The sequence below is a fragment of the Pseudomonas sp. B21-047 genome, from assembly GCF_024748775.1.
GTDB classification, from domain to species: Bacteria; Pseudomonadota; Gammaproteobacteria; order Pseudomonadales; family Pseudomonadaceae; genus Aquipseudomonas; species Aquipseudomonas capeferrum.
Genome location: NZ_CP087169.1, coordinates 3001442 through 3015849 on the forward strand (window position 1 = coordinate 3001442; position 14408 = coordinate 3015849).

Below are 14408 nucleotides of genomic sequence, written 5' to 3' on the forward strand. Positions count from 1 at the left end.
ACCGATGAACTTTTCAAAATTCTTCATTACCCGGCCGATCTTCGCCGCGGTGCTGTCGCTGGTGCTGCTGATTGCGGGTTCGATCTCGCTGTTCCAGCTGCCGATCAGCGAATACCCGGAAGTGGTGCCGCCCACCGTGGTGGTGCGCGCCAACTTCCCCGGTGCCAACCCCAAAGTGATCGGCGAAACCGTCGCCGCGCCGCTGGAGCAGGCCATCACCGGTGTCGAGAACATGCTGTACATGTCCTCGCAATCCACCGCCGATGGCAAGCTGACCCTGACCATCACCTTCGCCCTGGGCACCGACCTGGACAACGCGCAGGTGCAGGTACAGAACCGCGTCACCCGCACCCAGCCCAAGCTGCCGGAAGAAGTGACGCGCATCGGTATCACCGTCGACAAGGCCTCGCCCGACCTGACCATGGTCGTGCACCTGACCTCGCCGGACAACCGCTACGACATGCTCTACTTGTCCAACTACGCCATCCTCAACATCAAGGATGAGCTGGCACGCCTGGGCGGCGTGGGTGACGTGCAACTGTTCGGCATGGGCGACTACTCGTTGCGCGTGTGGCTCGACCCGAACAAGACCGCCTCGCGCAACCTGACAGCCAGTGACGTTGTCGCGGCCATCCGCGAGCAGAACCGCCAGGTCGCTGCCGGCCAGCTGGGCGCCCCGCCCGCCCCTGGTTCCACCAGTTTCCAGCTGTCGATCAACACCCAAGGCCGCCTGGTCAATGAGGAAGAGTTCGAGAACATCATCATCCGTGCCGGTGCCGATGGCGAAATCACTCGCCTGAAAGACATAGCCCGGGTCGAACTCGGCTCCAGCCAATATGCCCTGCGCTCGCTGCTGAACAACCAGCCGGCAGTGGCCATCCCGATCTTCCAGCGCCCAGGCTCCAACGCCATCGAGATCTCCGATGAAGTACGGGCCAAGATGGCCGAGCTGAAGAAAGACTTCCCCGAGGGCATGGACTACAGCATCGTCTACGACCCGACCATCTTCGTACGCGGCTCCATCGAGGCAGTGGTACACACCCTGTTCGAAGCGCTGATACTGGTGGTGCTGGTAGTGATCCTGTTCCTGCAGACCTGGCGCGCCTCGATCATCCCGTTGCTGGCGGTGCCGGTGTCGCTGATCGGTACCTTCGCGGTGATGCACCTGTTCGGCTTCTCGCTCAATGCCTTGTCGCTGTTCGGGCTGGTGTTGGCCATCGGCATCGTGGTGGACGACGCCATCGTTGTGGTGGAGAACGTCGAACGTAATATCGGGCTGGGCCTGAAACCGCTTGAAGCCACGCAAAAGGCCATGAGCGAAGTGACCGGGCCGATCATTGCCACTGCCCTGGTGCTGTGCGCCGTGTTCGTGCCTGCCGCGTTCATTTCCGGCCTTACCGGGCAGTTCTACAAGCAGTTCGCCCTGACCATCGCCATCTCCACGGTCATCTCGGCGTTCAACTCGCTGACCCTGTCGCCGGCCCTGGCCGCCGTGCTGCTCAAGGACCACCACGCACCCAAGGACCGCTTCTCGCGCTTCCTCGACAAACTGCTGGGCAGCTGGCTGTTCTCGCCGTTCAACCGCTTCTTCGACCGTGCCAGCCACAATTACGTCGGCGGCGTGCGCCGGGTCATCCGCTCCAGCGGCATCGCCCTGTTCGTGTATGCCGGCCTGATGGGCCTAACCTACCTCGGTTTCTCGTCCACCCCGACCGGTTTCGTGCCGGCCCAGGACAAGCAATACCTGGTGGCTTTTGCCCAATTGCCAGATGCTGCCAGCCTCGACCGCACCGAGGCGGTGATCAAGCGCATGAGCGAGATCGCCCTGAAGCAACCTGGGGTTGCCGATTCGGTAGCCTTCCCGGGCCTGTCGATCAACGGTTTCACCAACAGCCCGAACAGCGGCATCGTGTTCACCCCGCTCAAGCCGTTCGACGAGCGCAAAGACCCGAGCCAGTCGGCAGCGGCCATCGCCGCCGCCCTGAACGCCCAGTTCGCCGACATCCAGGACGCCTACATCGCGATCTTCCCACCGCCGCCGGTACAGGGCCTGGGCACCATTGGCGGCTTCCGCCTGCAGATCGAGGACCGCGGTAACCTGGGTTACGAAGCGCTGTACAAGGAAACCCAGAACATCATCGCCAAAAGCCACAACGTGCCGGAACTGGCGGGCCTGTTCACCAGCTACCAGGTCAACGTGCCGCAGGTCGATGCCGCCATCGACCGGGAAAAGGCCAAGACCCATGGCGTGGCGATCAACGACATCTTCGACACCCTGCAGGTTTACCTGGGCTCGCTGTACACCAACGACTTCAACCGCTTTGGCCGTACCTACCAGGTCAACGTCCAGGCCGAACAGCAGTTCCGCCTCGATGCCGAGCAGATCGGCCAGTTGAAGGTGCGCAACAACTTGGGCGAGATGATCCCGCTGGCGACCTTCCTCAAGGTCAGCGACACCTCCGGGCCTGATCGCGTGATGCACTACAACGGCTTCATCACCGCAGAAATCAACGGTGCTGCTGCCCCGGGCTACAGCTCTGGCCAAGCCGAGGCTGCCATCGAGAAACTGCTCAAAGAGGAACTGCCCAACGGCATGACCTTCGAGTGGACCGACCTGACCTATCAGCAGATTCTCTCTGGCAATACCGCGCTGCTGGTGTTCCCGCTCTGCGTACTGCTGGCGTTCCTGGTGCTGGCGGCCCAATACGAAAGCTGGAGCCTGCCGCTGGCGGTGATCCTGATCGTGCCGATGACCCTGCTGTCGGCCATTACCGGGGTGATTGTCTCGGGCGGTGACAACAACATATTCACCCAGATCGGCTTGATCGTACTGGTGGGCCTTGCGTGCAAGAACGCGATCCTGATCGTCGAATTCGCCAAGGATGAACAGGCCAAGGGCCTCGACCCGCTGGCCGCAGTGCTGGAAGCCTGCCGCTTGCGTCTGCGGCCGATCCTGATGACCTCGATCGCCTTCATCATGGGCGTGGTACCGCTGGTGTTCTCCTCCGGTGCCGGTTCGGAAATGCGCCACGCCATGGGTGTCGCGGTGTTCTCGGGGATGATCGGCGTGACGGTGTTCGGGCTGTTCCTGACCCCAGTGTTCTTCTTCCTGATCCGCCGTTTCGTCGAACGCCGCCAAGCCCGCAAGGCCGAACGCGTGCAATCGCTGGAGAACCCCGCATGAACCTGCTCAAACCCCTGACCCCGAGCCTGCTGGCGTTGGCCCTGGCGGCCTGCGCGGTGGGCCCGGAATACAAGACGCCGAACACCGAGCCTGCCCGTTTTGACGCGCAGATGCAGGCCAAGGCCTACGACCGTAGCCGCTTCGAAAGCATCTGGTGGAAGCAGTTCGACGACCCGGTGCTGAACCAGCTGGTGCAGGCCTCGCTCGACGGTAACCGTGACCTGCGGGTAGCCTTTGCCCGCTTGAAGTCGGCCCGTGCTATCCGTGAGGACGCCGCCAACGACCAACTGCCGGTAGTCACCAGCCGTGCCAGCAGCGAAATCGGCAAGGGCCAGGTCCCCGGCCAGACCGAGCAGCGGGTCAACAGCGAACGCTATGACCTGGGCCTGGACATGGCCTGGGAACTCGACCTGTTCGGCCGTATCCAGCGCCAGATCGAAGCCAGCGAAGCCCAGGAGGCCGCCGCCGCGGCCGACCTGCAGCAGTTGCAAGTCAGCTTGATCGCCGAACTGGTCGACGCCTATGGCCAACTGCGCGGTGCCCAGTTGCGCGAGAACATCGCCCTGGCCAACCTCAAGACCCAGCAGGAATCGCGCACCATCACCGAAACCCTGCGCGATGCTGGCGTGGGCAACGACCTTGATGTGGTGCGTGCCGATGCGCGCCTGGCAGGTGTCGAAGCCACTGTGCCGCAACTGCAGGCCGAACAGGCGCGAGCCCGTCACCGCATCGCCACCCTGCTTGGCCAGCGCCCGGACGCGCTAAGCGTAGACCTGTCGCCCAAGGCCCTGCCAGCCATCGCCAAAGCACTGCCGGTGGGCGACCCCGGCGAGCTGCTGCGTCGTCGCCCGGATATTCGCAGTGCCGAACGCCAACTGGCCGCCGCCACGGCCAACGTCGGTGTGGCCACTGCCGACCTGTTCCCACGGGTCAGCCTCAGCGGCTTCCTCGGCTTTACGGCTGCGCGCGGCTCGCAGATCGGCTCCTCGGCAGCCAACGCCTGGGGCCTGGGCCCGAGCATCACCTGGGCGGCCTTCGACCTGGGCAGCGTGCGCGCCCGTCTGCGCGGTGCCAAGGCAGACGCCGAAGGCGCCCTGGCCAACTATGAGCAGCAAGTGTTGCTGGCCCTTGAAGAGTCGGCCAACGCCTTCAGCGATTACGACAAGACCCAGCAGCGCCTGTTGTCGCTGATGCGTCAGAGCGACGCTAGCCGCAAGGCGGCAGCGCTGGCCTCGATCCGCTATCGCGAAGGCACGGTGGACTACCTGGTGCTGCTCGACGCCGAGCGTGAGCGCCTCAGCGCAGAAGATGCCCAGGCCCAGGGAGAGGTCGAGCTGTACCGTGGCATCGTCTCGATCTACAAGGCCCTGGGTGGCGGCTGGCAACCGGATACGGTGGCCAGCGCGCGCTGATTCAACCCCTTTCAACGACTCCTTTGGTTGGTTACTCCCCCAACCGTTTGCCCCGCGGGCCTTGGCCTGCGGGGCTTTTTTTGCGCCTTGCGGGGCCTATGACGGCCTTGGCGCGGCCATGCCTTCAGCGGTTGCATTTGACCCGTTGCTGGCCCAAGCTCTGCCCTTCCTGCCGCCACGGACCGTCCGATGCCCAGACGCAACCGCTACCTGATCGCCTTGCTGCTGCTGATTCTGCTGGTCACCATGATCGGCTACCTGCAGCGAGACGACCAGCCGGCACCGCCCACGCTGCCCGCTCACAGTTACGCCAAGGCCCTGCGCCAGGCCCATGAAGGCTTGCCAGGCGCTGCGCGGGTGCTGTACCAGCAATTGCAACGTAACGACCTGGCCCCCATTCGCCGCGCGGCTCTGTACGCCGAGCTGCCCAACTACCCCTCCCCCCAGGCCCTGAAACTCGCACGCATGGACCTGGAACACGCGGACCCGCTGGTACGCCAAGCAGCCATTGCCGGCATTCGCCGCTTGCTGCCGGCCGCACAACGCAGCCTGGTACTCGGCCCCTTGCTCGATGACGCCGAGCAAAGTGTACGCTTCGCGGCCGTAGACGCTCTGCTGGGCCTGGACCCGGACGCTATCGGCCTGTACTTCGGCCCCTTGCAGGCAGCCCTGGAGCAGTACCAGCAGGCACTGGAGGAACAACCCGACGACGCCGATGCTCAGGTGCATCTGGCGCGCCTGTACCTGCACGAAAACGACTACACCCAGGCCGCTGCTGCCTTGCAACAGGCCCTGACGGTGGCCCCAGGCAACGTCGACGCGTTGGCAACCCAGGTTCGCCTGCTGGAGCGCCAAGGCCATCACGACGCTTCTCGCCAGGTGCTGGCCAAAGCCTTGCTCCTGAGCCCCGACTCTGCCTTTTTGCAGTATGAGCTTGGGCTCTGGCTCAATCGGCACGAACAGCGCGAATATGCCCTGCTTGCCCTGTCCCGTGCGGTGGAGCTGGAGCCGGACAACGCCGAGTACCGCACTACCCTGGCGGTGACCCTGCATGAACTCGAGCAGGTCGATGCTGCCCAGAAGCAGTTGGAAACCGTGCTCAGTCGCGAGCCAGCCAATCGCCGGGCGCGGCTGTTGCTTATCCAGTACTGGAAAGAGACCGGCCAACTGCAGAACGTTCAGGTGCTGCTCGCCGAACTCGAACGGCAAAATCCCGACGATCCGGTGCTGCAACAGGGGCTTTAGCCCCCCCACAAGATTCGTTGAACCCCACGCGACAGCCTGAGGTCCAGTGAGTATCGGACTACTGGCGGCATGGCCAAGCCTCGGCCCTGCCTATTACTACAGGAGCGTCACTTTGGCCAGTTCGTTGGCGTTGGACGAACGTGCCTTGATCCTGGCACCCCCAGAGCTTGCTGCGGAAACCGCTCGCCTACTTGCAACCGCCGGCATCGAGAGCCTGTGTACCCATGACATCGCCAACCTGCACGACTGCCTGATCGAAGGCGCAGCCCTGGCGATTATCACGGAGCAGACGTTCAGCAACGGGCCCAGCCCGCCGTTGCAAGGTTTTATCGACCAGCAGCCCAGCTGGTCAGACCTGCCCATTCTGCTGATCATGGATTTCAGCTCATCCACCACAGCCTCCAGCCACCCGCCTACAGGCAACTTGATGCAGTTGCTCTTCCCACTCGAGGAGGGGCAAGTGTTGCAACTGATCCGCATCGCGCAGCGTAACCGCCGCCATCAGTACCACGCACGTGATCAGCTCTCAGCTCAGCAACAGCGGCTGGACGCACGCTTCCAGGAACAGCACAGCACAGAGCTCGCCCGCACGCAGATCCGCAAAATGGAAGCCATCGGCCAACTGGCCGGTGGCATCGCTCATGATTTCAACAACCTGTTGACCAGTATCGGTGGCAGTCTCGAACTGATCGAGCGTCGTTTCAAGCAGGGCCGCAGCGACAGCCTGGAGGGCATCTTGCGCATGGGCCAGGAGGCCGTGTCGCGCGCAGGTCAGTTGACCCACCGTCTGCTGGCGTTTTCCTGCAGACAATCCCTGCACACTCAGCGCGTCGAGCTGCACACGCTGCTTGAACCTAAGCGCCTGAATGCTGGGCTCAGCCATTCAGTGACCCTGCAACTGCATGTGCCCGCCGACCTCTGGCCAGTTGAGGCCGACGACGGGCAACTGCAAGAGGCCGTGGACAATCTGCTGCTCAATGCGTGTGAAGCCATGCCCACCGGCGGGCTGCTACGCATTGAGGCGAGCAACCAGCGGGTCGAGCACGAGCAGTTCGCGGGGGGCGCCCTGAACAGTGGTGAATACCTGCGCCTGAGCATCATCGATGACGGCCAGGGTATGTCGCAGAGCACACTGGAACACGCCTTCGAACCGTTTTTCAGCACCAAACCCGTTGGCCAGGGCATCGGCCTGGGCCTGTCCATGGTCTACGGCTTCAGCAAGCAGTCCCATGGGCATGTGACTCTGCAGAGCAAGATCGGCCATGGCACCCAAGTCGACCTGTACTTGCCGCGGCACGTTGGCGAGGCAAAGCCCGAGCGCCCGTCCCCAAGGCCTGTGCCCGGCAGCAAGGGCCATGACGTGCTGGTGGTCGAAGACGACCCTCATGTGCGTCAGTTGCTCTGTCATGCACTTTGCGAAGACGGCTTCCCTTGTCAAACCGCCGCCAACGCCAATGGAGCGCTGCACATACTGCGTTCATCGCAAAGGATCGACCTGCTGGTCAGCGATGTCGGCCTGCCCGGCATGAATGGGCGGCAACTGGCGGAAATCGCCCGCACCCTGCGCCCAGACCTGCCGGTGCTGTTCATCACCGGTTACGCAGAAACGGCCATGGCCAGGGAGGGGTTTCTTGGCGCGGGCATGCACCTGATCTGCAAGCCATTCGGACTCGAACAGCTGCAGGCGCAGGTGACGCAGATACTCGGTGAGCCCTGAACCGGCTCAATCGGCAAGCATGTGCTGGGCCTGGTTGGCCAATTGCTCCAGCGGGAACGGCTTGAGCATCAGCGCGGTGCCAGGCTGCTCGAGCAGTTGGGCTTCGATCGGCTGATCTGTATACCCGGTGATGAAGAGGATTTTCTGCGTCGGTTTGAGCATGCGCATGGCCTTGGCCACTTGCCGGCCGCTGAAACCACCCGGCAAGCCGATGTCAGTGATGACCAGGTCGAAAGCCCCGTCATGACGAAAGCGGTCCAGTGCAGAATTGGCGTCGGAAACTTCAATGACGGCAAAACCACGCTCGCAGAGAAACTCACGCATCAGTGCGCGCAGGTTGACCTCGTCATCGATCAGCAGCAGCCGCCCGCCCTGGGCCCGCTCGATGACCGGCAGGCATGCCGGTGCCTCTGCCGGAATCGACGCACGGCTGCGCGGAAACAATAAGGAGACTCTCGTCCCCTCGTTCAGGTTCGACTCGATCCAGACATAACCACCCGACTGGCCGACAAAGCCGTAGACCATCGGCAGGCCGAGCCCCGACCCACGCCCCATGGGCTTGGTGGTGAAAAAGGGCTCGAAAGCTTTGGCGACATCGGCCGCCGACATGCCGTGGCCGTTGTCTTCGACATGCAATGCCACGTAGTCGCCTGGCGGCAGCCCCTGCTCATCCGGGAAATGCGCAGTCAACCGTTCATTGACAGTACGGATAGTGACGCTGCCGCGCTCAAGGCAGGCTTCACGGGCATTCACACAGAGGTTGATCAAGGCATTTTCAAACTGGGTAACGTCAACGCAGACCGTCCACGGGGTCACATCCAGTTGCCAATGCAGGCTCATTTCCGCACCCAGGGCCTGTAGCAGCAGCGGCTCGATCAAGGACAGTCGCCGATTGAGATTCAGTGGCCTCGGATCAAGCGGCTGATGGCTGGAAAACGCCAGCAGCCGGTGGGTCAGGTTCATGGCGCGCTGCACCGAGTCGCGCGCCAGCTCCACATAGGACTCCATGCGCTCCAGGCGCCCCTGCAGCATGCGCCGTTGCAACAGTTCCAGGCTGCCCCCGATACCCGACAGCAGGTTGTTCATTTCATGTGCCATCCCGCCCGCCAATTGGCCAATGACTTCCAGGCGTTCACTGTTGCGCAACAAGGCCTCGGACTGGCGGGCGGCCTCTTCGCGGTCGGCAGTGATGTCACGGCCCACGGCGGTCAGCAAGTTGCCATCGAATTTGGCGGCCCAGCGAAACCAGCGATAGTGGCCATCCTGGTGACGCAGGCGGATATCAATCTGCTCGAGCGCCTTGTCCTGCACGAAGCCGGATACCGCCACCTGCACTTCTGCGCGATCCGCCGGGTGGATCAGCTCCAGTATCGGCATGCCCTGCGCCGCGTCCTTACCCCAACCCAGGATACGGTGCCAGGCTGGGTTGGTAGCGTGTAGCGTCAGTTCACGGGTGACGATCATCATGGCATCACGCGACAGTTGCCAGATCTGTTCACGATCGGCCATGTAGCTCCCGAGCTGTTTTTCAAAGGCCTCGGCCTGCTCACGCCAATGGTGATACGCCTCGACATTTGCCGTGGTTTCGATGAGTGTGTGAAGAAAACCCGCAACGCTGCCCTGCTCGTCACGAATCGGTGAGTAGCCGAAGGCACACCACACGGGGTCGCCGTTCTGGCCGCAGGCGATACGCATGGGCGGGTCCTCGACAAAACTCGAGCGCCCTTCGAGTGCCTTGAACACCCAAGGCCCCATGGTCTGCCAGGCATCGCTCCAGACCGCGTCGAACGCTTTGCCCAGTACATCCTGGCCGCCGAGGCGCAGCGCTCGATAGGCGTCGTTATGGATCACGCTGAGGTCAGGCCCCCACACCACCGCGCAGGCAAATGGCGACAACAGCATCATGTCGACGGCAATACGCAGCGAGGCCTGCCAGCGTGGCAATGGCCCAAGCGCGGTGCGCCCCCAATCGAATTGGGCGATGCGCTCGCCCATGGGATCGACCGTTGCCGTGTTGGGCGCCAGCAGGATGGCCTGTGACGCAGCTTCGCGGGGCGTGCCGTTAGCGACCAAATGTGTGACTCCATGGTGTTCTGGGTGGCGAATGCTGTTCAAGGTAGCACAGCGCGCGCTGCTTTAATGGCGTACCGGCATGTGGCAGCTATGCTCATTAGGTTTTCCACTGAGCCATGGAATAACGGTCCCTTACAGGCTGCCGACGGGAGTGTGGTCATGAGCAAGAAAGTGCTGGTAGTGCTGACCAATACGGCCAAGTACCCGAACCTCAAGCGGGCAACCGGGCTGTGGTTGGGCGAGGCCGTGCATTTTGTCGAGAAAGTCGAGAAGGCCGGTTACGAAGTTGACTATGTCAGCCCTCAGGGTGGCTACGTACCGGTCGACCCGCACAGCCTGCAGATGGCCCCCGACCTGGACTGGCAGTGGTATGACGACAAGCGGTTCATGAGCCGCCTGGGCGCCACCCTGAGCCCAGGTCTGGTCAAGGCTGACGACTACAGCGCCATCTATTACACCGGCGGGCATGGCGTGATGTACGACTTTGTCGAGTGCAAACCGGTTCAAGACCTCGCACGCAAGATCTATGAGAACAAAGGTATCATCGCGGCTGTTTGCCACGGCGTCGTCGGCCTGTTGAACATCAAGCTCAGTGACAACAGCCTGCTGGTGAAAGACCGACAGGTCACGGGCTTTTCCAACATCGAAGAGCAACTGGTTGAACTGGACAAGGTAGTGCCTTTTCTCACCGAAAACGAACTGGTTGCCCGTGGCGGTATTTACAGCAAGCACGATGACCCATGGAAACCCTTCGTGGTCGGCGATGATCGCCTTATTACCGGGCAAAACCCCGCATCCACGGCTGACCTGGCTGAAAAGGTGCTCGCGAGACTCAAGGCAAAGTGACAACTTACGCCTGATTACCCGATTTCCCGGCGTTCATGCCGCACCCGGACTACATCCGACATACCGTTGAATACATAGGCTTTCAGCTCATCTGTCCAACACGGGCAGCATCAGACTGGAGAGCAATGGCCTATGTCGAAAATCATGCATGCCGGGCGCAGTTTGCTGGAGTTGCTGCTAATCATGGCGATCGGCCTGGTACCGGTGGTTTCCGGGTTGCTGGTGATGGTGTTTCAACTGGAAAAGAAGCTTGAGGAAAACGCACAGATCTCGGTTCAGGAAGCGGTGTTTACCATCGACAAGGTGCTGGAGCGCATGCATAGCACCGCGTTGCTTGCCCAGCCTCTGGCTGGCAAGGCATGCGCTGATGTCATCAGTACATTGCAGGACCAGGTGGCCCGCGATCCCTTGCTACGCTCATTGACGCTGACGCAAGACCAGCAAGCATACTGCAGCACCCACACCGAGTCGCTGGAGCATCTGTCAGCTTTCGCCCAATCCGGGCAGGGGGTTGAGCTGGCGATCGACTCACCCGTGTTGCCCACCACGCTGGTGACTCACTTTCAAGTGCCGGGGCAAAACCCCAGTGTGATCGTCACAGGCAATGCCTCGGAACTGCGCAACGAATTGCGTGCATTCCAGGATGGCCTGACGCTGCTTCTGGAGTTCGGCGACCAGTACATCTGGAGCCATGGAGACAGCCGCGACCCGAATCGGCCTTCACAGTCCGAGTACACGGTACGGGCAGTTTCTGCCAAGTATGGATATGCCGTCACGGGGGGGTACGCCCAAGGGTACAGCGCCCAGGAACTCCGCCAGTCGATGCTGCAGATTCTTCCTTCTTTGGTGCTGGTAGGCATAGTGACCGGCTCGATCATCTATTGGGGCCTGTTCCGGGCGCGGGGCAACAGGCGTGGTACCGCCGCCGTAAAACCCTGACGGCGGCACCCGGTTGGATCAGTCGGTGCTCAATACGCCCCGACGAACCTGGTCCCGTTCGATGGATTCGAACAGCGCCTTGAAGTTACCTTCGCCAAAGCCATCATCGCCCTTGCGCTGGATGAACTCGAAGAACACCGGCCCAAGCAACGTTTCCGAGAAGATCTGCAGCAGCAGGCGCCTGTCACCCGACTCTGCGGCGCCATCAAGGAGGATGCCGCGCGCTTGCAGTTGATCCACCGGTTCACCGTGGCCTGGCAGGCGCTCTTCGAGCATTTCGTAGTAGGTTTGCGGCGGTGGGGTCATGAAGCGCATGCCAATGCCCTTCAGCGCATCCCAGGTCTTGAGCAGGTCATCGGTGAGGAAGGCCACGTGCTGGATGCCTTCACCGTTGAACTGCATCAGGAACTCTTCGATCTGCCCGGCGCCCTTGGACGACTCTTCGTTGAGCGGGATGCGGATCATGCCGTCGGGTGCGGTCATGGCACGCGAGGTCAGGCCGGTGTACTCGCCCTTGATATCGAAGTAGCGGATCTCGCGGAAGTTGAACAGCTTCTCGTAGAAACCGGCCCAATAGGCCATGCGCCCACGGTAGACGTTATGGGTCAGGTGATCGATGATCTTCAGGCCCGCACCCACAGGGTTGCGATCCACACCTTCGATGAAGTTGAAATCGATGTCGTAGATCGAGCTGCCTTCTTCAAAGCGGTCGATCAGGTACAGCGGCGCACCACCAATACCCTTGATCGCCGGCAGGCGCAGCTCCATCGGGCCGGTTTCGATCTCGACCGGCTGGGCGCCCAGCTCCAAAGCGCGGGCATAGGCTTCATGGGCATTGCGCACGCGGAACGCCATGCCACAGACCGATGGACCATGTTCGGCGGCAAAGTACGAGGCGATGCTTTTAGGTTCGTTGTTCAGGATCAGGTTGATACCGCCCTGACGGTACAGGTGCACCTCTTTGGAACGGTGCGTAGCAACCTTGGTGAAACCGAGTATCTGCAGAACCGGCTCGAGCACGCCAGGTGTCGGCGATGCCAGCTCGATGAACTCGAAGCCCATCAGGCCCATTGGATTTTCGAAAATATCTGCCATGTTCTTGTCCTCATCTACAGCGAAAAATTAGTGATTTCCGGGGATGTAGAACAGAACAGGCGGTGAGCACGGGATGCCGCGCACGCTGCGAGCGAGGAAGTCACCAATGATCAGTTTGAACCCATGGTTTGTCATATGGACCCATTCTCGGCGGGCTTGATTCTCCGGAGCTGGAGAACCTTATTGTTGTATTCGTAACCGGATTCTACAGTGCGTAAATTGCTTTGTCGCGCTTTAGTTAGCCACGCTCCCTGACAAGCGGCTATCCTCTGCACGTTACCTTCCATCACATTAGGCCAGCATGCCCCTTACCACTAGACGCCGCGCCGGCTGGAGCTGGCGCACCCTGCTGCCCTGGGCGATCGGCGTAGTCCCGGTGGCGTGTGGCCTGGCAGTGATGAACTGGCAGATCGATCGCGACCTGCGCGCCAGCAGCCATGCCACCGCCGCCCAAGTGGTCGAGCATGTCGAGCGCATTCTCGACAGCTTGTCCAACACCGCCTACGCGCTGCTGCCCTTGGCAGGTAGCCCCTGCACACAGGTCAAACTGGCCCTGCGTGGCCAGGTCACCCGTAATGCCTTCGTCCGCTCGACCAACCTTTTTCAGCAGAACACGCTGTATTGTTCATCGCTGTTCGGGGAGTTCGATGAGGTCGTCGACGCGGGCGAGTACACCAACGGCACGCTCTGGCTGATGGATGGCAACTCGGTGACGCCGGGCCACCCGCTGCTGGTGTACCGGGCCAGCGAGGGCGACCACGGGGCGATCAGCACCGTGGATGGCGACCACCTGCTCACGGCCCTGCGCCTGATCGGCCCGGACGATACGTTGCAGATTCGCGTCGGCAACGACTGGATGGGCAAGGACGGTATCGTCCACAAAGGCGTGCCCCCCACGGCTGCGACTGCCGCCGTGACGCTGAGCTCGACCCGCTACCCGTTCAGCGTGTACGGCGGCTATGGCGCCGAAAAGCAAGGCCAGCTGCTGCGCAGCCACTACCCCGCCCTGCTCAGCTTGCTGATGGTGCTCGGCGTGCTGGCTGGGGCCGCGTGCCACTGGCAAATTCGCCGTGCCACCTCGCCACGTGCCGAGTTGCAGCGCGCCCTTGAGGCTGACGAATTTCTGCCGTACTTCCAACCCGTGGTGCGCAAGGGCGATTACCGCTGGGCGGGCGCCGAAGTGCTGATGCGCTGGAACCACCCACGGGAAGGCCTGGTGCGCCCCGACCTGTTCATCCCCTACGCCGAACACAGCGGCCAGATCGTCGCCATGACCCGCGCGCTGATGCTGCACACCGCGCAGAGCCTGGCACCGTATGCCGCGCTGCTGGAAGATGGCTTTCACATCGGCATCAACATCACCGCCGACCATTGCCGCGACCTGAGCCTGCTCGACGACTGCCGGACTTTTCTTCAGCACTTTCCACCCGGCCGGGTGGCACTGACCCTGGAGCTGACCGAACGCAAGCTGATCGAAGCCACCCCAGTGGCCTTGGAGTTGTTCGAGAAACTGCATGATATGGGCGTGATGATTGCCCTCGATGACTTCGGCACGGGCCAGTCGAGCCTCAACTACCTGCGCCAGTTCAAGGTCGACTACCTGAAGATCGACCAGAGCTTCGTCGCCATGATCGGTGTCGACGCGCTGTCCCTGCACATCCTCGACACCATCATCGAGCTGTCGGGCAAATTGGGCCTGGGCATCGTCGCCGAAGGCGTGGAAACCGAGGCCCAGCGCGACTACCTGGCCCAACACGCGGTGGATTTCCAGCAAGGCTACTTGTTCGCCCGGCCCATGCCGGCAGAGGCGTTCCTCGAAGCGCTGGCCGCACGCTCCGGTGTCTCGCGGTTGCCGCAGGACGCGCCCCCTGAGATCATGCGCGGCTGATCCACACGC

General features: G+C 62.1%; 9 protein-coding genes. 7 read left to right on the plus strand and 2 right to left on the minus strand.

The annotated features are described in order from the left end of the window. Positions 1 to 4: 4 nt before the first annotated feature. The 4 genes from LOY26_RS13500 (at position 5) to LOY26_RS13515 (ending at position 7558) form a co-directional block, all read left to right on the plus strand. Positions 5 to 3184: an efflux RND transporter permease subunit gene (locus LOY26_RS13500; RefSeq protein WP_186653579.1), complete on the plus strand. Its 3180-nt coding sequence runs from the start codon at positions 5 to 7 to the stop codon at positions 3182 to 3184. Continuing rightward, the gene (locus LOY26_RS13505; protein WP_186665282.1) at positions 3181 to 4596 is read left to right on the plus strand and encodes an efflux transporter outer membrane subunit; all 1416 of its coding nucleotides are present in this window, start codon (positions 3181 to 3183) and stop codon (positions 4594 to 4596) included. Before LOY26_RS13500 ends, LOY26_RS13505 begins: the two co-directional genes overlap by 4 nt. Before the next feature lie 189 nt (positions 4597 to 4785). Beyond that, a complete protein-coding gene (locus LOY26_RS13510; protein ID WP_258713639.1) occupies positions 4786 to 5841 on the plus strand; it encodes a tetratricopeptide repeat protein in 1056 nt (351 codons plus the stop codon). Between the two features lie 112 nt (positions 5842 to 5953). Continuing rightward, positions 5954 to 7558 carry a response regulator gene (locus LOY26_RS13515; protein WP_258713640.1) on the plus strand — a complete coding sequence of 535 codons (1605 nt, stop codon included), beginning with the start codon at positions 5954 to 5956 and terminating at the stop codon, positions 7556 to 7558. A 6-nt stretch (positions 7559 to 7564) separates the two neighbouring features. Here the strand turns inward: LOY26_RS13515 and LOY26_RS13520 are convergent, their stop codons facing one another. Further along, complete coding sequence (locus LOY26_RS13520) at positions 7565 to 9631, minus strand: ATP-binding protein (RefSeq protein WP_238347489.1); 2067 nt, start codon at positions 9629 to 9631, stop codon at positions 7565 to 7567. Positions 9632 to 9790: 159 nt separating this feature from the next. On the opposite strand from LOY26_RS13520, the gene LOY26_RS13525 reads away from it, so the two are divergent. Further along, positions 9791 to 10477, plus strand: a complete 687-nt coding sequence (locus tag LOY26_RS13525) for a type 1 glutamine amidotransferase domain-containing protein (protein ID WP_186665277.1) — start codon at positions 9791 to 9793, stop codon at positions 10475 to 10477. Positions 10478 to 10609: 132 nt separating this feature from the next. Beyond that, positions 10610 to 11416, plus strand: a complete 807-nt coding sequence (locus LOY26_RS13530) for a CSS-motif domain-containing protein (protein WP_186665275.1) — start codon at positions 10610 to 10612, stop codon at positions 11414 to 11416. A gap of 18 nt (positions 11417 to 11434) precedes the next feature. Here the strand turns inward: LOY26_RS13530 and hppD are convergent, their stop codons facing one another. Beyond that, positions 11435 to 12511, minus strand: coding sequence for a 4-hydroxyphenylpyruvate dioxygenase (gene hppD, locus LOY26_RS13535; protein ID WP_258713641.1), 1077 nt, complete (start codon positions 12509 to 12511; stop codon positions 11435 to 11437). A gap of 301 nt (positions 12512 to 12812) precedes the next feature. On the opposite strand from hppD, the gene LOY26_RS13540 reads away from it, so the two are divergent. Next, on the plus strand, positions 12813 to 14399 hold the full coding sequence (locus tag LOY26_RS13540; protein WP_258713642.1) for a cyclic diguanylate phosphodiesterase: 1587 nt from the start codon (positions 12813 to 12815) through the stop codon (positions 14397 to 14399). Positions 14400 to 14408: the final 9 nt, after the last annotated feature.